Source organism: Klebsiella sp. JN_Kp121, assembly GCF_040062145.1.
Taxonomy (GTDB): Bacteria; Pseudomonadota; Gammaproteobacteria; order Enterobacterales; family Enterobacteriaceae; genus Klebsiella; species Klebsiella aerogenes.
Genome location: NZ_JBEAHX010000003.1, coordinates 83905 through 103425, shown reverse-complemented (window position 1 = coordinate 103425; position 19521 = coordinate 83905). Strand labels below are relative to the sequence as shown.

General features: G+C 59.6%; 18 protein-coding genes. 5 read left to right on the top strand and 13 right to left on the bottom strand.

Annotated features, from left to right (window positions below; all coding sequences use genetic code 11):
- On the bottom strand, window positions 1–1200 hold the full coding sequence (locus ABLU86_RS07500; protein WP_046883422.1) for a nicotinamide mononucleotide deamidase-related protein YfaY: 1200 nt from the start codon (window positions 1198–1200) through the stop codon (window positions 1–3).
- Between the two features lie 94 nt (window positions 1201–1294).
- A complete protein-coding gene (locus tag ABLU86_RS07495) occupies window positions 1295–1837 on the bottom strand; it encodes a YfaZ family outer membrane protein (protein ID WP_015365610.1) in 543 nt (180 codons plus the stop codon).
- A gap of 426 nt (window positions 1838–2263) precedes the next feature.
- On the opposite strand from ABLU86_RS07495, the gene nudI reads away from it, so the two are divergent.
- A complete protein-coding gene (gene nudI, locus ABLU86_RS07490) occupies window positions 2264–2689 on the top strand; it encodes a nucleoside triphosphatase NudI (RefSeq protein ID WP_015365608.1) in 426 nt (141 codons plus the stop codon).
- Here nudI and ABLU86_RS07485 read toward each other — a convergent pair.
- Together ABLU86_RS07485 and tctD are read right to left on the bottom strand one after the other, a co-directional pair.
- The gene (locus ABLU86_RS07485) at window positions 2686–4095 is read right to left on the bottom strand and encodes a sensor histidine kinase (RefSeq protein ID WP_046883423.1); all 1410 of its coding nucleotides are present in this window, start codon (window positions 4093–4095) and stop codon (window positions 2686–2688) included. The genes nudI and ABLU86_RS07485 overlap by 4 nt on opposite strands.
- Window positions 4082–4759, bottom strand: a complete 678-nt coding sequence (tctD, locus tag ABLU86_RS07480; RefSeq protein ID WP_015365606.1) for a transcriptional regulator TctD — start codon at window positions 4757–4759, stop codon at window positions 4082–4084. Before tctD ends, ABLU86_RS07485 begins: the two co-directional genes overlap by 14 nt.
- Window positions 4760–4892: 133 nt before the next feature.
- Between tctD and ABLU86_RS07475 the strand changes: the two genes are divergently transcribed.
- The 3 genes from ABLU86_RS07475 to ABLU86_RS07465 are packed head-to-tail and all read left to right on the top strand — an operon-like array spanning window position 4893 to window position 7849.
- Window positions 4893–5873 carry a tripartite tricarboxylate transporter substrate binding protein gene (locus ABLU86_RS07475; protein WP_015365605.1) on the top strand — a complete coding sequence of 327 codons (981 nt, stop codon included), beginning with the start codon at window positions 4893–4895 and terminating at the stop codon, window positions 5871–5873.
- 15 nt (window positions 5874–5888) lie between these two features.
- On the top strand, window positions 5889–6320 hold the full coding sequence (locus ABLU86_RS07470; protein ID WP_015365604.1) for a tripartite tricarboxylate transporter TctB family protein: 432 nt from the start codon (window positions 5889–5891) through the stop codon (window positions 6318–6320).
- A gap of 11 nt (window positions 6321–6331) precedes the next feature.
- On the top strand, window positions 6332–7849 hold the full coding sequence (locus tag ABLU86_RS07465) for a tripartite tricarboxylate transporter permease (protein ID WP_348796140.1): 1518 nt from the start codon (window positions 6332–6334) through the stop codon (window positions 7847–7849).
- Here ABLU86_RS07465 and menE read toward each other — a convergent pair.
- The 7 genes from menE to ABLU86_RS07430 all read right to left on the bottom strand — a co-directional run bounded on the left by menE (window position 7846) and on the right by ABLU86_RS07430 (window position 15473).
- Window positions 7846–9207, bottom strand: coding sequence for an o-succinylbenzoate--CoA ligase (gene menE / locus ABLU86_RS07460; protein ID WP_047740460.1), 1362 nt, complete (start codon window positions 9205–9207; stop codon window positions 7846–7848). The genes ABLU86_RS07465 and menE overlap by 4 nt on opposite strands.
- The gene (menC, locus tag ABLU86_RS07455; protein WP_348796141.1) at window positions 9204–10169 is read right to left on the bottom strand and encodes an o-succinylbenzoate synthase; all 966 of its coding nucleotides are present in this window, start codon (window positions 10167–10169) and stop codon (window positions 9204–9206) included. The genes menE and menC overlap by 4 nt, the downstream gene beginning before the upstream one ends.
- Entirely contained in the window at window positions 10169–11026 is an 858-nt protein-coding gene (gene menB / locus ABLU86_RS07450; RefSeq protein ID WP_015365600.1) for a 1,4-dihydroxy-2-naphthoyl-CoA synthase, read from the bottom strand. The genes menC and menB overlap by 1 nt, the downstream gene beginning before the upstream one ends.
- 14 nt (window positions 11027–11040) lie before the next feature.
- Window positions 11041–11799, bottom strand: coding sequence for a 2-succinyl-6-hydroxy-2,4-cyclohexadiene-1-carboxylate synthase (gene menH, locus ABLU86_RS07445; protein ID WP_320944783.1), 759 nt, complete (start codon window positions 11797–11799; stop codon window positions 11041–11043).
- Window positions 11796–13466 (bottom strand): 2-succinyl-5-enolpyruvyl-6-hydroxy-3-cyclohexene-1-carboxylic-acid synthase, encoded by a 1671-nt coding sequence (gene menD / locus ABLU86_RS07440; RefSeq protein ID WP_020078246.1) that lies wholly within the window; start codon window positions 13464–13466, stop codon window positions 11796–11798. Before menD ends, menH begins: the two co-directional genes overlap by 4 nt.
- A 76-nt stretch (window positions 13467–13542) precedes the next feature.
- A complete protein-coding gene (gene menF, locus ABLU86_RS07435) occupies window positions 13543–14838 on the bottom strand; it encodes an isochorismate synthase MenF (protein WP_348796142.1) in 1296 nt (431 codons plus the stop codon).
- Window positions 14839–15011: 173 nt separating this feature from the next.
- Entirely contained in the window at window positions 15012–15473 is a 462-nt protein-coding gene (locus ABLU86_RS07430) for a GNAT family N-acetyltransferase (RefSeq protein WP_015365596.1), read from the bottom strand.
- A 56-nt stretch (window positions 15474–15529) separates the two neighbouring features.
- Between ABLU86_RS07430 and rnz the strand changes: the two genes are divergently transcribed.
- Window positions 15530–16450 (top strand): ribonuclease Z, encoded by a 921-nt coding sequence (gene rnz / locus ABLU86_RS07425; RefSeq protein WP_015365595.1) that lies wholly within the window; start codon window positions 15530–15532, stop codon window positions 16448–16450.
- Window positions 16451–16507: 57 nt separating this feature from the next.
- Here rnz and nuoN read toward each other — a convergent pair whose 3' ends face one another.
- Together nuoN and nuoM are read right to left on the bottom strand one after the other, a co-directional pair.
- The gene (gene nuoN, locus ABLU86_RS07420; RefSeq protein WP_015365594.1) at window positions 16508–17965 is read right to left on the bottom strand and encodes an NADH-quinone oxidoreductase subunit NuoN; all 1458 of its coding nucleotides are present in this window, start codon (window positions 17963–17965) and stop codon (window positions 16508–16510) included.
- A 6-nt stretch (window positions 17966–17971) separates the two neighbouring features.
- The gene (nuoM, locus tag ABLU86_RS07415; protein ID WP_015365593.1) at window positions 17972–19501 is read right to left on the bottom strand and encodes an NADH-quinone oxidoreductase subunit M; all 1530 of its coding nucleotides are present in this window, start codon (window positions 19499–19501) and stop codon (window positions 17972–17974) included.
- Window positions 19502–19521: the final 20 nt, after the last annotated feature.

Genomic DNA, 19521 nt, shown 5'->3' with positions numbered 1-19521 from the left:
TCAGTCGATAAACAGCGTCTCGACGACGTTGATCCAACCATGCTCGCCGCTGACCGGCTTACCGTCGAGCCAGCGGCGCAGCATATTCAGCGCCATCATGGCACAGACTTCTTGCCGCACCGACAGCCCGTGGCGATTCACGCTGAACTTGACCCGCAGCGCGTGCGTACCTTCCGGCGTCGCCAGTACAAAGTTCAGGTAATCGGCCTCCTGACCGCTGACCGACAACGCCAGCCCGGCAAAATGGTTAACGCGCCGCTCGGCGGCCCAGCGCGCCGATTGCGCTAAGGTCTCCTCCTGCGCCGGTACCACTTCGCTGGCGAGAAGCGGCGCGTTCGCCCGCCTCAGCTGCAGCGCCAGCAGGCCGCTGGTGAACTGTTCGCTCAAGGTCAGGCTAAGCTGACGCTCCTGCAGGCAACGCGCGATCTGCACAGGTAAGCCTTCCGTGCCCTCAAAGATAAGGCTCTCTCCGGCTACCTTACGCACTTCTGGCCACAGCGCCAGCATTGCATCGCGCTGTTCGGCAGGACCGGTTAGTTTTAGCTCGATAATCGGCATTGACGAGCGATAGCCCATCACCACACCAGGGGGGAGCTGCAGGTGATTAAGGCTCTGCGCCAGCTCGCTTTCTGAACGTCCAAAAGTAGTTAAACGCAGACAGACAGGCGACGACGGAAGCGTGAAGCGCGCACGTAAACGCGGTACGATCTCCTGCTCGACCATAACTTTAAATTCAGACGGCACGCCGGGGGTGAAAAACATCAGGCAGCGGTTGAGCTGTACGGCGAACCCGCAGGCGGTCCCTACCGGATTATTGATCATTTCGGCGCTGGCGGGGATTTCCGCCTGCTTGCGATTGCTTTCCGCCATTGGCCGACCGCGCTCGGCAAAGAATCGCGTCATCGTCTCCAGCCATTCAGCGTTGAGGACCAACCCTTCGCCTTTCGCCGTCGCCGCCGCCAGCGCGCTAAGATCGTCGCTGGTCGGCCCCAGGCCGCCATTCACGATCAGCACATCCGCCTGTTCGCTGCGTTCGCGCAAAATAGCCACCAGCGCGTCGAGGTCATCGCCGACGGTATTGCGGCGCGTTAACGGTAAACCCTGATTAAAAAAGTAATCCGCCAGCCAGGCGGCATTGGTATCGACAATCTGCCCATGCAGCACTTCATCGCCGGTGGACAGCATTTCCACTTGTAGCATTATGAACTCCAGCCTGATAAGTCGAATTACTATAGCGCAAAGGCGCGGGCTGGCGACGAAGAAATTTGGCGCGGCGGAAGGCCGCGCCGGAGGATTAGAAGCTGGCGCTGGCGCCGATGTACGGACCGTCGGCGATGGTGTTATCACGGTTGCCGTCTTTGCCCGCCAGGTTCAGGTAGCGATAACCTGCCTGGATGCTAAGCGGACGCATGATGGTCCAGCTGGCGCCGACGTTCGCTTCTTCATAGCTATCGATGCCGCTGGAGAGTGAATCAGGCGAGTAGTAATAGTCGCCGTACAGACGGAAGCTATCGCCGATTTTCCACTGCAGGCCGCCGCCGACCGCTGCCGCGTAACCTTCATCGCCCTGCTTCGGATTAGTGTAAATGCCTTTGCCGCCCACGGTCGCCAGGAATGGTCCCAGCGGAATATTCAGACCCAGACCTAAGCCCGCGGCGTCGCCGTCGTTATCGCTATGCAACCAGTTGCCGGAAATAGCCAGGCCGGTGGATTCGGTTCCGAAGCCAACGCCGAGGTTGGTATAGTGCTCGCCGGCTTCGCCGGTAACGCTAATAGCATGGGCCGCCGAGGAAACCATCATTACCCCGGCCAGGGCCATAAAAATGCTCTTTTTCATTATTTACTCTATCCAGAAAAGAAGAATCAAAGAAGTCCCGAAAAAACCTGAAAATTCTACTGCGCACCCGTCAGGAATCAATGACCTGGCGAAATGATTTTTCACAAGAGTGTAACCAGTTGCGTCTTTTTACAGCAATACCGCCGCGCATTTGCGAAAGAAAGTAAATTCCACCGAATTCAAATTCAGCGGAATTATATTTAATTAAGTTGCATTGATTAAATAAATCTATATTAACCTGCGCGATCGCCGTCGCGCAGGCCGTTTGAAGGAAGCAGAAAAATTAATGGGTGAGCAGCGCCAGACGCTCCGGCGCAAGCCCCGTCAGCTTCGCCACCAGCGCCGTATTTCCCTTGCGGTTTGCCGAGGCGCCTCGCAAACTGTTTCCTCGATACCTGGCCCGACTCACTGCGAAGGAGAAAAATCATGCGTCAAAGGACGATTGTTTGCCCGCTAATCCAAAATGATGGCCATTACCTGTTGTGCAAGATGGCTGCCGACCGCGGGGTTTTTCCCGGACAGTGGGCGCTGTCCGGCGGCGGCGTGGAGCCGGGGGAAACTATTGAAGAGGCGCTGCGACGTGAAGTCCGCGAGGAGCTTGGCGAAAAATTACAGTTGACCCGCATCACGCCATGGAGCTTCCGCGATGATACCCGCGTGAAAACCTATGCCGATGGTCGCCAGGAAGAGATCTACATGATCTATTTGATTTTCGATTGCATAAGCGCCAACCGCGAGGTCACGATCAACGAGGAATTCGACGATTACGCCTGGGTGAAGGGCGAAGACCTGCAACATTACGATCTTAATGCCGCGACCCGCCTCACCCTCAGCCAGAAAGGGCTGCTTTAAACCACGGTCAACAGACGCAGCGTCACCTTCAATCCCCCCAGGCTTTCGCTGCGCGACAGCTGCGGGCGGCTACGATGTAGACGCGCAATATCGTTTACCAGCGCCAGGCCCAGCCCGGCGCCGGGTATGCCGCCGACGTTATCGAGCCGGCGAAACGGCGTCAGCGCCTGGTTAATCAGGTTTTCATCAATGCCCGGGCCGCTATCCTCCACGCTCAGCGTGACGGCTTCGCCATCGCGATGCAGGCTCAGCGTCACCGTCCCGCGTGCCGGAGTGTAGCGAATCGCATTGTCGAGCAGGTTGGCGCACAGTTCCCCCAACAAAACGCCATCCCCCAAAACGTTCACCGGCGACTGTTCGCCCTCATAACCCAGATCGATGTTTTTACTGCGCGCCTGGGCAATACGCGAAAAACAGCTATGGTGCACGACCTCCTGCAGATCGACCGCGACAAAAGCCTGCTCGCCCTGCTCCCGGCGTTTCACCGTCGCCAGTTGCAACAAACGTTCGGTGAGTAAAACCGTATCATCCAGCGTCGCGCGCATGGCCTGCAAACTCTCGCGCCACAGCTGCGGATCGTCGCTGGCCAGCGCCACCGAGGCCTGGGTTTTCAGGACCGCCAGCGGCGTTTTTAACTGATGGGAGGCATCGGCGCTAAAGCGCTCTTGCCGGGAGATCATCACCCGCAGACGGTCAATATAGCGGTTAAAAGCCACGATCAGCAGCCGCGTTTCCGACCACGGCAGCAATTCCGGTAGCGGCGTCAGCAGGCCGGGTTCGCGGCGCACCATCAGCGCCGAGAGCTGACGCATTGGCCGCAGAACGCGGCGCAGTAGCCACCCCGCCAGTACCAACGTCAACAGCACTAATAAGCCCTGTGACACCCAGGATGAAAACAGCAGTTGTCCGGCCAGCCAGCGCCGCGACTGCAGCGTTTCGGCAATATAAATCTCCGCCATTCCGACGATGCCGCCTTCGTTGACCGGCTGCAGCAGGCGCGCTACGCGGATGGCCTGGCCGCGGTATTCGGTATGATAAAACCATGCCAGCGCCGGATAGAGCTGGGTTCGTGACGTGGCCGGCGGCATCGCCGGCAGATCGTCAAAACCGGAGATCACTTTCCCCTGCGGGTCGACCACCTTGTAATACAACCGGTCGTTCATGTTGAGTTCAAAGCTGTCCAGCACCACCCAGGGCACATTGACCTCCAGATGGCCGCCGCGCACTACCAGCCGCTCCGCCACGGTGCGCGCCGAGGAGAGCAGCGTACGATCGTAGGCCTGCGTCGCCGCCTGCAGCGCGCTCACGTAGCTATTGAATGCCGATAGCCCCCACAACAGCGCCAGCGGCAGGCCGAGGAACAGCAGCAGTTGGGCATACAGCGACTGCGGTTTACCCCATTTCATGCGGCTCACACTCCAGCAGATAACCCAGCCCGCGTAGCGTAGTGATACGCACGTTACTCTGCTGGAGTTTCTTGCGCAGGCGGTGAATATAAAGTTCGATGCTTTCCGGGCTGACGTCGTCGCTGAGGCTAAACACCTGTTCAAATAGCTGCTGGCGGGAAACCGGACGGGTACGGCGAAACATCAGCACTTTCAACAGCGCCAGCTCGCGCGGCGTCAGGGACAACATCTCACCACGCAGCAGAAAATAGCCTTCATCGCGATATTCCAGATCGCCAAGCTGCTGCACCTCATGCACCTGCCCTTCGCTGCGTCGCAGCAGCGCCCGCAGCCGGGCGTCGAGCTCCTCCAGCTCAAAAGGTTTGGGTAGGTAATCGTCGGCGCCGACGTTCAGCCCTTTCACCCGATCCGCTACCGCGCTGCGCGCGGTCAACAGCAGCACCGGCAGCGTTTGTCCACGCTTACGCAACCGCTGTACCACCTCGAGACCATCTAAGCCCGGCATACCGATATCCAGCACCGCCAGCGCATATTTTTCGCTTTGCAGCAGGTGATCCGCCGCCCGGCCATCAAAAACGCAATCCACGGCAAAACCGCCCTGCACCAGCGCTTTTTCCAGCCAGTGAGCCAGCTCACGGTTATCCTCGGCTAATAAGAGACGCATATCACATCCTGTAAAGTTGCTGCCGCATTGAAAGGGAAATGAAAGGTAACTGTTTTAACAATCACGCAACCGAATCGCCACATGTCGGTTCACATAATCAGAAAAACATTCCCTGTACCTACTGAGGAAGCCTATGAAAACGCCATTTTTCCGCCATCTTAGCGCCATCGCGCTGTGCCTCTGTACAACCACCGCTTTCGCGGCGCAAGCCCCGTCCCGCACCGAATGTATCGCCCCCGCCAAACCCGGCGGCGGCTTCGACCTTACCTGTAAGCTAATTCAGGTGAGCCTGATGGAAACCGGTGCGATCGAAAAACCGATGCGCGTTACCTATATGCCCGGCGGCGTCGGCGCGGTGGCCTACAACGCCATCGTCGCTCAGCGCCCGGCGGAAGCCGGAACCGTGGTCGCTTTTTCCGGCGGCTCGCTGCTGAATTTGTCGCAGGGGAAATTCGGCCGCTACGGCGTTGATGACGTACGCTGGCTGGCCAGCGTCGGTACCGACTACGGCATGATTGCCGTGCGCGCCGATTCGCCATGGAAAGACCTGAAGTCATTCATGAGCGCAATGGAGAAAAATCCCGCCACTATCGTCATTGGCGCCGGGGCCTCCATCGGCAGCCAGGACTGGATGAAAGCGGCGCTGCTGGCGCAAAAAGCCAACGTTGACCCGCACAAGATGCGCTACGTCGCCTTTGAGGGCGGCGGCGAGCCGGTAACCGCCCTGCTCGGCAACCATGTGCAGGCGGTCTCCGGCGATCTGAGTGAAATGGTGCCGTACCTGCAGGGAAATAAGATCCGCGTCCTGGCGGTCTTCTCCAACGAACGTCTGCCGGGCGCGCTGGCTGATGTCCCTACCGCTAAAGAGCAGGGCTATGACCTGGTCTGGCCGATTATTCGCGGCTTCTTTATGGGCCCGAAAGTAAGCGATGCCGACTACCAGTGGTGGGTTGATGAATTCACTAAACTGCAGCAAACCGATGAGTTCAAAAAGCAACGTGAACTGCGCGGCCTGTTTGAATTCAACATGAACGGCAAGGAACTCGATACCTATGTAAAACAGCAGGTCAGCGATTATCGCGAACAGGCGAAAGCCTTTGGCCTGGCTAAATAATCCGCGGAGGCGCTAATGAGCGATCGTATCTTTGCCGGAGTCTGGCTGTTGTTATGCATTGGCGGCCTGTTTATCGCCTGGCAGATCCACAGCGAATACTCGTATGAACCCGTCGGCCCGCGCCCTTTCCCGTTGGGCATTATCGGCCTGATGCTGCTGTGTTCAGCGCTGATGCTGCTGCGTCGCCCGGACGCCATCGAGTGGCCGGGACGACATGTCCTGCAACGGCTGTTAACCATGGTCGTGGTGCTGGTGGTCTATGCCTGGGGATTTGAATGGCTGGGCTTTCCGCTGGCGACCGCGCTACTGACGGCGGTGATCGGCCTGCTATTCGGCGCCACGCTACCGGCGGCAGGCATTGCCGGCGTGGTGATGGGCGTCTCGTTATGGTACGCCTTCGATACCTTACTTGATGTGACTCTGCCGCTTGGCGTCTGGTTAAATTAACGGAGAAGCTTATGGATACCTGGATCTATCTGTCGCAGGGTTTCGCCGTCGCCATGACGCCGGAAAATCTGCTTATCGCCCTCATCGGCTGCTTTGTCGGAACCATCGTCGGGCTGCTGCCCGGCCTCGGGCCGATTAACGGCGTCGCCATTCTGCTGCCGCTGGCCTTTGCCCTGCACCTGCCCGCGGAATCGGCGCTGATCCTGTTGGCGACGGTCTATATCGGTTGCGAATATGGCGGGCGTATTTCATCTATCCTGCTGAACGTACCCGGCGATGCCGCCGCCATCATGACGGCGCTTGATGGCTATCCCATGGCGCAGCAAGGGCGCGGCGGCGTCGCGCTGTCGATTTCCGCCGTCAGCTCTTTCTTCGGTTCGCTTATCGCGATCGGCGGCATTATTCTGTTCGCGCCGCTTCTCGCCCAGTGGTCACTGGCGTTCGGCCCGGCGGAATATTTCGCGCTGATGGTGTTTGCCATCGCCTGCCTCGGCAGCATGATGGCGCAAAACCCGCTGAAGTCGTTCCTCGCGGCGTTAATCGGTTTGGGCCTGGCGACGGTGGGCGTGGATGCCAACACCGGGGTTTACCGCTTTACCTTCGACAGCGTCCATCTCTCCGATGGCGTTCAGTTTATAGTGGTGGTTATCGGTCTGTTCTCCGTTTCCGAGATCCTGTTGATGCTGGAGAGCACCAGCGGCGGGCAAACGCTGGTGCGTAAAACCGGGCGCATGCTATTTAACACCAAAGAGGCCGCGCAGTGCGTCGGCGCGACCCTGCGTTCTTCCGTGGTGGGTTTCTTCGTCGGTATTCTGCCCGGCGCCGGGGCGACCATCGCCAGCGCCATCACCTATATGACGGAGAAAAAAATCAGTGGTAATAGCGATAACTTCGGCAAGGGGGATATTCGCGGCGTAGCGGCGCCGGAAGCCGCGAATAACGCCTCCGCCTGCGGTTCGTTTATTCCAATGTTGACGCTCGGCGTGCCTGGTTCCGGCACCACCGCGGTCATGATGGGCGCGCTGACGCTATATAACATTACGCCCGGCCCGGCGATGTTCACCGAACAGCCGGATATCGTCTGGGGGCTCATCGCCGCGCTGCTTATCGCCAACGTGATGCTGCTTATTATGAACATTCCGCTTATTGGCCTGTTCACCCGCATGCTGACGATCCCGCTATGGTTCCTGGTACCAGCCATCGCCGCCGTTTCCGCCGTCGGCGTCTATGCGGTGCATAGTACCACCTTTGACCTGTTGCTGATGGTTGGCCTCGGCGTGCTCGGCTACATCATGCGTAAAATGCACTTTCCGATGTCGCCGCTGATCCTCGGTTTTGTGTTGGGCGAGATGCTGGAGCAGAGCCTGCGCCGCGCGCTGTCGATCAGCAACGGTAATCTGGCTATCCTCTGGGAAAGCGGCGTAACCAAAACATTGCTGATGCTGGCTGTCGCCGTCCTGGTGGTACCGCCGCTGCTGCGTCTGAGACGTAAACAGCGCCAGCGCCGCGCCGAGGCTAATATCGGCTAAACCGGCGAATTGACCCATTCGCGCAGCGCCCGGCGCGAAATCTTAATCCCGCCGTTCTTTAACGTTTCCGGCAGCCGTAGCCACTGTACCGGCTGCTGGAAACGGGCTAACCGTTCAGCGCTCCATGCCGCCAGCGTGGCCATTTCGCAGCCATCCTCGCATTCAACCACCGCCACCGGGCGTTGGCCATATTCGATATCATCCTGCGGCACAATAAACACCTGCTGAACCTGCGGATGGGCGAGTATCACGCGCTCAACCTCCTCCGGCTGAATGCCTTCGCCGCCGCTAAAAAAGAGATTATCCAGTCGCCCAATAACCGACAGCCGACCGGCACGTAACTCCCCGCGATCGCGCGTCGCAAACCAGCCTTCATCATTGGTTAATGACAACAGTTGACCATCCCGCCAGTAGCCCGCGGCCATGCTCGCCGCCCGCAGCCAGATCTCGCCGGCGACAATTTTTACCTCCCGTCCCGGCAGCGCTTCGCCCACATCCGCCGCTCCGTCGGCCTCTTTGGCGCAAACCGTGGAGGCGAATTCGGTGAGGCCGTAGCCGCAGAAGCTGCGTATCCCCTGCGCTCGCGCCCTTTCGGTCAGCTCGACGGGGATCGCCGCGCCGCCAAGCAGCACCGCCTTGAGTGAAACATCGGCATCGCCATTTAGCAGGCGCCATAGCTGAGTCGGTACCAGTGAAGCATGGGTACAGCCCAGCAGCGCCTGCTCCAGTGGTTGTCTATCGCGCACCGTCAGCCGCGCGCCAGCCAGCAGCCAACGCCAGATGATCCCCTGCCCGGAGACATGGAACAACGGCAGCGACAGCAGCCAGTCGTCTTCCGCGGCAAACGGCATCAGCGCCAGCACACCAGCGGCACTGGCCAGATGGGCGCTGGCGCTATGTACAGCCGCCTTCGGCAGGCCGGTTGAGCCGGAGGTTAACGTCATCGACACCAGCCGTTCGCCATACCAGCAAACGGCACAGGCGCCTTCTGCCGCCTGCAGAGTTAACGCCGGTAAATTCCCCGGCAGCGTATCACCGTTAAGCACCAGTTGATGCTGTACGGTTAACGCAGGCAACAGTTCCTGCAGCAATGCCGTAGGCAACTGCGGATTAAGCGGCAGCACCCGTGCCCCGCACTGCAGCAGCGCCAGCCAGGCGAGTAGCGTCTCCGGCTGGTTGTAGGCCCTAAGCGCCACGCCCTGACCTTCCAATACGCCCTGCGCGGCAAAACCAGATGCCAGCGCGTCAATCCGCGCGCATAGCTCACGCCAGGTCAACGCCTGGTCATTCAGGCGTAGCGCCTGCGACTCGCCGCGTAACTGACGCCAGTGACGCCACGGCCAATCGGAAAACATCACAGCAGTTGCTCCAGCTCATCAGCATTGAAAATTGGCAGCGTACTCTCCGGCCACGCCCGCACCAGCTGCGCGCCCATCAGCGCCAGCGTATCGAGTCCGGGGATAGTCTGCGGAGTCAGCCAGGCGGCGATCCTCGCCAGCTGCGTTAACCCCAGGCTGGACTCGATCGACGAGCTAATCACCGCGCTCAGCCCCAGCGCATGCGCCGCGGCGACCTGTTGCTGAACCTTTTGTAAGCTGCCGGTCAGCGTCGGTTTGATCACCACCGCGCGCACGCCGGGCTCGGCGACAAAACGGAAATCCGCCTCGCGCAGGCTTTCATCCCAGGCGATAGCAATACCGGTCTGCTGGCTGAATTCACGCGAATCGTCGCGGCTTTTGCATGGTTCTTCGAGAAAGGCAATGCGTTGGCGATAGGCCGGATTAACATATTTGGCGAACTGCTGCGCTTTGATCGGCGTCCACGCCCGGTTGGCATCCAGCCGCAGCTGCAGGTCGGGGATCGCTTCCAGCAGCAGATTCACCACCATGCCGTCGCGTACCGCCTCCCACAGCCCTACTTTCACCTTAGCGACTTTCTCGCCGGGCATCGCCGCCAGTTTGGCGAACAGTTCATCCGGGTCGCCGGAACACAGCGGCGCCGCGCGATAATCCGCCGCCTGTGGTAGCTCGCCGCCAAGCTCCGCCTGCGCGCAGCTAATACCAAAAGCGACGGAGGGCTGCATAGGAAGCGGCGGCTCGGCGCCGTCGCGCCAGGACCGCGCCCACGCCAGCAGCGCCATTTGCGCCTCTTCCAGCGTTTCGTCACTGAATCCCGGCAGGGGAGAAATTTCCCCCCAGCCTTCGCGTTCACCCTCCTGCAGACGGATGAACAGCCCGTCGCGGGTTTTTAACCGCCGTTCGCGCAGAACCACGCCCGCGTCCATCGGTATCTGCCAGCGGTAAACCTGCGAAACGCGCATTATGGATTCCGTTTAAATTTGCTGAAGTCCGGCTGACGTTTCTGGTTAAAAGCGTTACGTCCTTCCTGCCCTTCTTCCGTCATGTAGAACAGCATGGTGGCGTTACCCGCCAGCTCCTGCAGCCCGGCCTGGCCATCGCAGTCGGCATTCAACGCCGCTTTCAGGCAGCGCAGCGCCATCGGGCTGTTTTGCAGCATTTCACGACACCAGCGCACGGTCTCTTTTTCCAGATCCGCCAACGGGACCACGGTATTCACCAGCCCCATATCCAGCGCCTGCTGGGCATCGTACTGACGGCACAGGAACCAGATTTCACGCGCTTTTTTCTGCCCGACGATACGCGCCATATAGGAAGCGCCCCAGCCGCCATCAAAGGAGCCGACTTTTGGCCCGGTCTGGCCAAAGATGGCATTGTCCGCCGCGATGGTCAGGTCGCACATCATGTGCAGTACGTGGCCGCCGCCGATAGAGTAACCGGCGACCATCGCTACTACCGGTTTCGGGCAGGTGCGGATCTGGCGCTGGAAGTCGAGTACGTTGAGATGGTGAACGCCGGAGTCGTCCTGATAGCCGCCGTAGTCGCCGCGGACTTTCTGGTCGCCGCCGGCGCAGAAAGCTTTATCGCCTTCACCGGTCAGCACGATGACGCCGATATTGTCGTCATAGCGGGCATCCGCCAGCGCCTGAATCATCTCTTTGACGGTCAGCGGACGGAAGGCGTTGCGCACCTGCGGACGATTGATAGTGATTTTAGCAATCCCGTCAGTCGATTTTTGATAACGAATATCGGTATAGCCTTCTGAGCAATCGTGCCATTCAACGGGGGCGTAGAGCATTGCTTCATCAAGAGAGATCATAGAATGTCCTTCAGTTAACTTGCCAGAATCTGCGCCAGACAGGCAATCACCGCCGCGGGGTTGTCCCGGTGCGCGTTGTGTCCGGCATGGTGAATGATATGGATATCGGCGGCGAGCGCTTGCGCGATAGCGCGAAACTTGGCGTCGCGTTCGCCGCACAGGTAGTGAAAAGGAAAATCGCGAGCCTGCAGAGACGGGCGCAAATCGGCCTGCCGGGCAAGGGAGGTCGCCTCCAGCATCGCCGCCAACGTAGCACCGTTATTGCGGCGACGTAGGGCGACCAATGACGCGCGCTGCGCCGCATCCAGCGAAGCGAAGACCGGCTGCTGATACCAGTCGGCGAAGACCTGCGCTAACGGCTCGCGGCGAAAACGTTCCGCCCAGGCGCTATCGTTGATGAGCCGCGCCTGCCGCGACGCTTCGTCCTGCAGGCCCGGATGTCCGCCCTCAACGATCAGGCCGCGCAGGCCTGCACGCGGCTGGCAGGCGAAGTTCATCGCCACCCGGCCGCCCAGGGAGTAGCCAACCAACCAGTAATCCAGGATGTTGTAACTATTTAGCGTAGCCTGCAGTAATTCGCTAACCCCGGTAAAGCCATCGACCGCGATATCCGCCGAGCCACCGTGCCCCGGCAGATCGAGATACAGCCGCGGCCAGGCCGGAAACGATTCGCCAACCGTACGCCACTCGTCGCGGTCTCCGGAAAAGCCGTGCAGGAATACCAGCCAGGGATAACCCGGCTGGCCGCTTTCAACCGCCGCGTTGAGCGTCACAGGCGACTTACCTGCGCCAGCAGTTGCTGGAGAGTCTGCGTACCGTCGGTCTCGTTAACCGCCAGCTCAATTACCGTCGCTCCGGCGCGGCGCCACGCGCCTGCCAGCGCCTCATCCAGCGACTGCCAGTCATCAGGGCGGTGATAAGCCAGACCGAACATCGCCGCCGCGTGGCTGAAATCCACGTCCTGCGGCATTAAATAGAACTGGCGGCGCTCGTCCTGCGGCGTCGGCAGCATAGAGAAAATCTGCCCGCCGTTATTATTGACCACAATCAGCACCAGCGGCGCCGACGCCTGGCGCAGCAGGGCCAGCGAGTTGAGATCGTATAACGCCGAAAGATCGCCGACGATCGCAAGCGTAGGCCGGGCGCTCGCCCGCTGCACGCCGGCGGCGGTCGCCAACAGGCCATCAATGCCGCTGGCGCCGCGATTACTATAGACCGGATAACCCGCCGGCAGTTGCCCCAGCGCGTCTATCAGGCGTACCACTAAACTGTTGCCAACAAACAGCTGTCCCTGATCCGGCAAATAGCGCCGAATGCGCTGCGCCAGCTGCGCTTCGCCAAAAGGCTCGTTGCTGGCGACGGCGGCCTGCCACGCCTGCCCGGCAAGCTGCGGGATCACCGTCGCCCACGGCTGGCGTTTCTCCGCCGGATGCAATTCGAGCCAGCGCTCAACGCTTGAGAGCAGACGGCGACCGCGGTGCTGCGCCGGATCGAGGCGACCGCGCAGATTATCCACCAGCCAGTATTCATCCGGCTCGCAGGTCGCCTGCCACTGGAGCACGCGTTTGCCGGTCAGACTGCTACCGAGTTGCACGACGATTTGCGCCTGCGCCAGTTCGCTGACCGCTTTACCGTTGCCCAGCCACAGGTCGGCGCATGGCAACGGCTGCCCGGTCTGCGACAGGACATCGCCAATCAGCGGCCAGCCGAGGGTCTGCGCCCATTCAGCCACTTTTTTACCTTCCGCGGCGCTCATCCTGCCCGCGACCACTACGCCGCGTTTTTGCCGCCAGAAGAACCAGTCGCGCTGTTTCTCACTCTCCATCTGCAGCGCCTGACGCAGCCAGGGCTTATCGCTCTGCCACCAGTCGCCGAGCTGCTGTTGCCACTCCAGCCCGGTATCGTCCATATCGCCATACAAGGGCTCAGCGAACGGGCAGTTGATATGCACCCCGCCGGCATGCAGCTCGCCCAGCGCCTGATCGATAGTCGAGACCAACCAGCGCGCGGAAATATCCTGCGAAGGACGCGGTAAAGAAACGGTCTGCGCAGGATGAGAAGCGAACATTCCCGGTTGGCGGATGGCCTGATTGGCGCCGCAGTCGATAAGCTCCGGCGGGCGGTCGGCGGTCAGCAGGATCAGTTTTTCACCCGTCAGGCCCGCTTCAATCAGCGCCGGATAGAGATTCGCAGTTGCGGTTCCGGAGGTCACAATCACCGCCACCGGCTGGCGGCTGGCCTTCGCCAGTCCCAGCGCCAGGTGGCCAAGACCACGTTCGTCAAAATGAGTATGATGAATAAAAGCGCGGTTTTCCGCCGCCGCCAGGGTTAAGGGCGTCGAGCGCGAGCCTGGGGCAATGCAAATGTGCTGCACGCCGTGGCGGGTTAAAGCTTCAAGGATCACCGCCGCCCAGCGTCGGTTAAATGCGCTTACTGACATGAAATTGTCCGGTATCAAATATTGATGCTAAGTATAGATAAGGCAGAGTTGCGCCGTTTTGATATACGTCGTCTCTCTACGTTTCTGAAAGTAATAACGTTCGTAATCCCGCCGCTTTATTTTCTATTTCTTGCCACTCCTGCTGCGGGTCAGATCCGCTGACAATACCGGCCCCGGCATACAGCCTCAGAGTGTCGTTTTCGACTTTTGCCGAACGCAGCGCCACGCAAAACTCGCTTTGCGCCAGTGAAAGATAACCTGCGGAGCCGGCATACCATTCGCGGGTGAAAGGCTCATGGCGGCGGATGAACGCCAGCGCCGCCTGGCGCGGCAGCCCCGCCACCGCCGCGGTAGGCTGCAGCTGCAGCAGACAGCGGCTGTCGTCGGGCTCAGCCAGTTCGCACCAGATACAGCGCCGGAGATGCTGCACCTTACGCAGGCGTACGACCTGCGGCGGCAGAACGTCAAGCGTCGGCGACTCGCCCTGCAAACGCTGGCAGATATCCTCCACCACCAGCATATTTTCCCGCTGGTTTTTATCGTCTTTCATTAGCCAATCGGCCAACTGCTGCGCCCGGGCGTCATCGTGATGATTAGCGACGGTGCCCGCCAGCGCTTCGGTGCGCAGCAGCGCGCCGCGTCGCCGCCACAGCCGTTCTGGCGTGGAGCCGAGAAACGCCTGCTGTGGGCTAAAGGCCATCAGGAAGTGAAAACAGTTAAGATTGCTGCGCCGACTGGCCGCCATAATGGCAAACGCCTGCAGCGGCGCGCTAAAGCGTAAATCCGTGACCCGCGCCAGCACAACCTTATCCATTTCGCCGGCGCCGATTGCCTGCGTCGCCTGCGTAATCAGCTCACGCCACTGCGGGTATTCCGGCGCATGCTGCTCACTTTGCAGCGGCGGCATCGATGCCGCCGTCGCCTGCCCGCTATTTAATGATTGAAGAAACGCCCGCGCGGCGGCCGCGTCGTCTTGCAGCGAGGTCACACTGTGTACCACCAGCCGTAAAGTCGCTTTGCCGCCCAGGCGGCGCCACTCCAGCCGCGGCAGAAACAGATGACCCTGCTGCGGATCGAACGCATTCAGCCCGCTGATGCGCAGATCTTCCCGCCCCTGCGCGCATAAAAAATCATGCGCCGCGGACAAAGAGGCAAAGGTGGTTATCGCCCCCAGCGCCGCCAGCTCTTCATCACCGTTACGCTGCTGCCAGTAGAATTGCGGCCAGCACGGCTGATGCGCGCACCACAGTAACGGGTCGAAGGCGTCGTTTAACGGGAATGGGATATCAAAAATTCGCGTGCCGGGTGACGGAGGGAAATCTTCAGCCAGGCAGCCCAGCAGGCTTTCCAGCGCGGTGGAAACAGACAGCACGCGAACCTCCACGAAATTAAAAACCTCACATTATAAAGGGTAGCTGCGATAAATAGCAGTACCCATCATGAGGGAGCGAACCTTAACAGGCCCGGCGAACGCCAGCCACTGGATTCGCTACAGGAGGAAAAGTATAGATAATTGATAGCGATACGCTATTACTATTTAGCTTCTTAATGAGTTGTGATGTCACGCGCCATACCGATATGGGCAATACCGTCCTCATCGTATACCTCCGTCACCGGCACAAAACCAAAGCTGGCATAAAATTTCTGCAGATGCGCCTGCGCCCCAAGATAAATCGCCTTCTGCGGCCAGTTCTGCCGGCAGCTGGCCAGCGCCTGCTCCATCAGCTGGTAGCCCAGCTTCTCGCCGCGCACGGACGGGCTAACGATAACCCGACCGATCACCACCGGTTCGAACTCCTCTTCGCTTTTGAGGATCCGCGCATAGGCCACCAGCTCTCCGTCGCGCCAGCCGAGCAGATGCCGGTTCTCACCGACTAAATCATCGCCGTCGATATCCTGATAGACGCAGCGTTGTTCGACGACAAACACCGCGCTTCGCAGCTTCAGCAAGGCGTACAGTTGAGCAACGGTGAGCTCGCTGTGATGTAAATCCTGCCAGGTCATCATTTGTGACTCCTTATTGATATACTGATGCTTTACCACTCGCCTGAGGACACTGGACGATGGAATTAACATTTTTGGGGACATCCGCCGGCGTGCCGACCCGTACGCGTAATATGACGTCGATAATACTGAATTTGCAACAACCCACCAGCGCTGAAATGTGGTTGTTTGACTGCGGCGAAGGCACCCAGCATCAGTTTCTCCATACCCCTTACCACCCAGGCAAACTGAATAAAATTTTCATCACTCACCTGCACGGCGATCATCTGTTCGGCCTGCCCGGCCTGTTGTGCAGCCGCTCGATGCAGGGAAACTCGCTGCCGCTGACGGTTTACGGGCCAAAAGGGATTAAAGAATTCATCGAAACCGCGCTGCGCCTGAGCGGCTCATGGACCGATTATCCGCTCACTATCATCGAAGTCGGCCCCGGCCTGGTCTTCGACGAAGATGGCTATCGGGTCAGCGCGTACCCGCTCAGTCATCCGGTGGAGTGCTACGGCTACCGCATCGAACAGCATGACAAGCCCGGAACGCTCGATGCCGCCCAACTGATTGCCGATGGCGTGCGTCCGGGGCCGCTGTTCCATCAGCTCAAGCTCGGCCAGCGTGTTGAACTGGAAGATGGCCGGGTCATCGACGGTAGCCGCTATCTGGGACCATCGACGCCGGGTAAAACGCTGGCCATTTTTGGCGATACCGCCCCCTGCCCGCAGGCGCTGGAGATGGCGCGCGGCGCGGATGTGATAGTCCACGAAACCACGCTTGAGCAGGCGATGGCGGAGAAAGCCAATAGCCGTGGCCACTCTTCCAGTCAGCAAACCGCGGCGCTTGCCAAAGAAGCGGGGGTCGGCACGCTAATCGCCACCCACTTTAGCTCGCGCTACGATGCCGAAGGCTGCCTGCGTATGCTGGCGGAATGCCGGGAGATTTTCGCCAATACGCTACTGGCGGAAGATTTTATGGTCTATCGGCTGGCGTAAACCGCAGGCATAAAAAAACCGCCGACAAGTCGGCGGTTTTTTTATTTATAGCGCAGATTACATCAGCGGCGTCGCCAGCTGCACGATGCTAATCAGCGGCTGCGGCCACACGCCGAGCACCAGCACCAGCAGCGCGGAGATCAGCACTACGATACCGCCGGCGCTGTACTGCCAGTTTGACGGCGCATCGCGGTTCAACTGCTCCGGGGCGCTGAGGTACAAGCTGACGGCAACGCGCAGATAGTAGTAGAGACCAATCGCCGAGCCGATCACGACCGCGGCAACCAGCCACCACAGGTGCGCATGCACACCGACGGCCAGCACGTAGAACTTACCGATAAAGCCGAGGGTCATCGGGATACCGGCCAGCGACAGCATCATCACCGTCATTACCGCCGACAGGATCGGACGGTGCCAGAAAAGACCACGGTAGGAGAACAGCGAGTCAGCATCCGGACCGCGGTACGGGCTGGACATCAGGCTGACCACGCCGAACGCGCCGAGGCTGCTGAACAGATAACCGGCCAGGTAGACGCCAACGGCTTCCATCGACATTTCGCCGCTCTGCAGGGCGATTAACGCCACCAGCAGATAGCCAAGGTGTGAGATGGAAGAGTAACCGAGCAGACGCTTAATGTTGGTCTGGCTCAGCGCCATCAGGTTACCGAAGATGATAGAGGCGAAGGCGATCAGGCCCAGCACCACGCGTACCGCTTCACTGTCGCCCACCGGCATGTACAGGAACAGACGCATCACCACGCCGAAGATGGCAATCTTGCTGGCGGTCGCCAGGAAGGTGGATACCGGCGCAGGCGCGCCCTGGTATACATCCGGCGTCCACAGGTGGAACGGCACCAGCGACAATTTAAAGCCAAGACCGACGATCATCAGACCGAGGCCCGCCAGCAGAAGCGGCTCGTGCAGCGCGTTGTCAGCCAGGCTCTTGCCCAGCGCGAGGAAGGACAGGTTACCGGAATTCGCATACACCAGCGCCATACCGAACAGCAGGAAAGACGAGGCTGCCGCGGAGAGGATGGTGTATTTGATGCTCGCTTCCAGCGAACGTTTCTGGCGGAAGGCGTAACCGACCAGGCCGAACAACGGCAGCGAAATCAATTCGATACCGAGGAACAGCGAGGCCAGGTGATTGGCGCCGGCCAGCAGAATGCCACCCAGTGCGGCGATCAGCACCAGCAGGTAGAACTCTTCTTTATTGTCCTTGTAACCCTCAAGCCATGGGTAGGCGAAAGTACAGGTCGCGAGGCTCGCCAACAGCACCAGCCCGGTATAGAGCATCGAGTAACCGTCAACGCGGATCAGCGGGGTGACGTCCATCGCCCCGTTCTGACCAACAAACCAGAGCGAGACCAGCGCGGCGTTAAGTCCGAGAACCGACAACGTGGCATTGAGAAAATGATTGCGTCGCCACGCAATGGAGAGCATCACAACCACCACCGTCAAGCCGACGATCAGCAGCGGTAGCAGTGCGATCAGTTGTTGTGGAGTTATTGTCATGGCGAATTACGGCCTTGTAGTAGAAACAGAATTAACAAACCACTGCTGAATGTTGCTCATCGCAGCATGCGAGGTGTCGAGAATCGGCTGCGGGAAGAAGCCCAACAGCACCAGCAGCACCACCAGCAGCAGGATGATAGACAGTTCACGCAGGGACATCCCCGGCAGCTCTTTCGTCGCGATTTCGCTTTTCGCCTTACCGAAGTAGGCGCGATGCAGCATCGACAGCGAGTAAACGGAAGCGAATACCAGACCAAAGGTCGAGATAACGGTAATCACCGGCACCACTTTATAGCTGCCGAACAGAATCATAAATTCGCCGACAAAGTTACCGGTGCCCGGCATCCCCAGGGTGGCGACAGCGAAGAACATCGACATCGCCGGCAGCCATTTAATTTTGCTCCACAAGCCGCCCATCTGGCGCATATCGCGGGTGTGCAGACGTTCGTACAGCTGGCCGCACAGAATGAACAGACCCGCCGCGGACAGACCGTGGGCAATCATCTGAATCACCGCCCCTTGATAAGCCAGCTGGCTACCGGTGTAGATAGCAATCAGCACGAAGCCCATGTGGGAAACGGAGGTGTAAGCAATCAGACGTTTGATATCGGTCTGGGCGAAGGCCATCCACGCGCCGTAGAAGATACCGATCACGCCCAGCCACATGGCGATTGGCGCAAACTCGGCGGAAGCGTTCGGGAACAGCGGCAGCGCAAAGCGCAGCAGACCGTAGGCCGCGGTTTTCAGCAAGATGCCCGCGAGGTCGACGGAACCGGCAGTCGGCGCCTGGGAGTGGGCGTCCGGTAGCCAGCCGTGCAGCGGTACTACCGGCATTTTCACCGCGAAGGCGATGAAGAAGCCGAGCATTAGCATGTATTCCACGCCGTGAGACATCGGAGTTTTCAGCAGCTCTTCATAGTTGAAGGTCCACACGCCGGTGGCGTTGAAGTGGACGAATGCCAGCGCCAGAATGGCGATCAGCATCACCAGACCGCTCGCCTGGGTATAGATGAAGAACTTGGTGGCCGCCGTGATACGCGTTTTACCGTCAGAGGCTTTGTGCCCCCACAGCGCGATCAGGAAGTACATCGGCACCAACATCATTTCCCAGAAGAAGAAGAACAGGAACATGTCGATGGCGAGGAATACCCCGATGACGCCGCCCAGGATCCACATCAGGTTGAGGTGGAAGAAGCCCTGGTACTTTTCGATTTCGCGCCAGGAACAGAGCACCGCCAACACGCCGAGCAGGCCGGTCAGCACCACCATCAGCAGCGACAGACCGTCAATCGCCAGATGGATGCTAATGCCGAAACGTGGGATCCACGGCAGCACGAATTCCGACTGCCACTGCGGAATCCCCGCGGATTGCGTCAGAGAATAGCCGCCCTGCATCCACAGCTGCAGGCCAAGCACCAGCGTCAGTCCCATGGTAATCAGCGCGATCCAGCGCGGCAGTTTCACGCCAAAGCGTTCAGTCTGCCAGCACAGGAAGCCGCCAATAAAGGGGATTAATATTAGCCAGGGTAATAACATGGCGATTTTTATTCCTTGTT

Coding starts and splice junctions, on each gene's coding strand:
- menB (WP_015365600.1), bottom strand. CDS start 11,026: ATGATCTCTCTTGATGAAGCAATGCTCTACGCCCCCGTTGAATGGCAC.
- ABLU86_RS07465 (WP_348796140.1), top strand. CDS start 6,332: ATGGATACCTGGATCTATCTGTCGCAGGGTTTCGCCGTCGCCATGACG.
- ABLU86_RS07495 (WP_015365610.1), bottom strand. CDS start 1,837: ATGAAAAAGAGCATTTTTATGGCCCTGGCCGGGGTAATGATGGTTTCC.
- ABLU86_RS07485 (WP_046883423.1), bottom strand. CDS start 4,095: ATGAAATGGGGTAAACCGCAGTCGCTGTATGCCCAACTGCTGCTGTTC.
- ABLU86_RS07500 (WP_046883422.1), bottom strand. CDS start 1,200: ATGCTACAAGTGGAAATGCTGTCCACCGGCGATGAAGTGCTGCATGGG.
- nuoN (WP_015365594.1), bottom strand. CDS start 17,965: ATGACAATAACTCCACAACAACTGATCGCACTGCTACCGCTGCTGATC.
- ABLU86_RS07470 (WP_015365604.1), top strand. CDS start 5,889: ATGAGCGATCGTATCTTTGCCGGAGTCTGGCTGTTGTTATGCATTGGC.
- tctD (WP_015365606.1), bottom strand. CDS start 4,759: ATGCGTCTCTTATTAGCCGAGGATAACCGTGAGCTGGCTCACTGGCTG.
- rnz (WP_015365595.1), top strand. CDS start 15,530: ATGGAATTAACATTTTTGGGGACATCCGCCGGCGTGCCGACCCGTACG.
- nuoM (WP_015365593.1), bottom strand. CDS start 19,501: ATGTTATTACCCTGGCTAATATTAATCCCCTTTATTGGCGGCTTCCTG.
- ABLU86_RS07430 (WP_015365596.1), bottom strand. CDS start 15,473: ATGATGACCTGGCAGGATTTACATCACAGCGAGCTCACCGTTGCTCAA.
- menD (WP_020078246.1), bottom strand. CDS start 13,466: ATGTCAGTAAGCGCATTTAACCGACGCTGGGCGGCGGTGATCCTTGAA.
- ABLU86_RS07475 (WP_015365605.1), top strand. CDS start 4,893: ATGAAAACGCCATTTTTCCGCCATCTTAGCGCCATCGCGCTGTGCCTC.
- menC (WP_348796141.1), bottom strand. CDS start 10,169: ATGCGCGTTTCGCAGGTTTACCGCTGGCAGATACCGATGGACGCGGGC.
- nudI (WP_015365608.1), top strand. CDS start 2,264: ATGCGTCAAAGGACGATTGTTTGCCCGCTAATCCAAAATGATGGCCAT.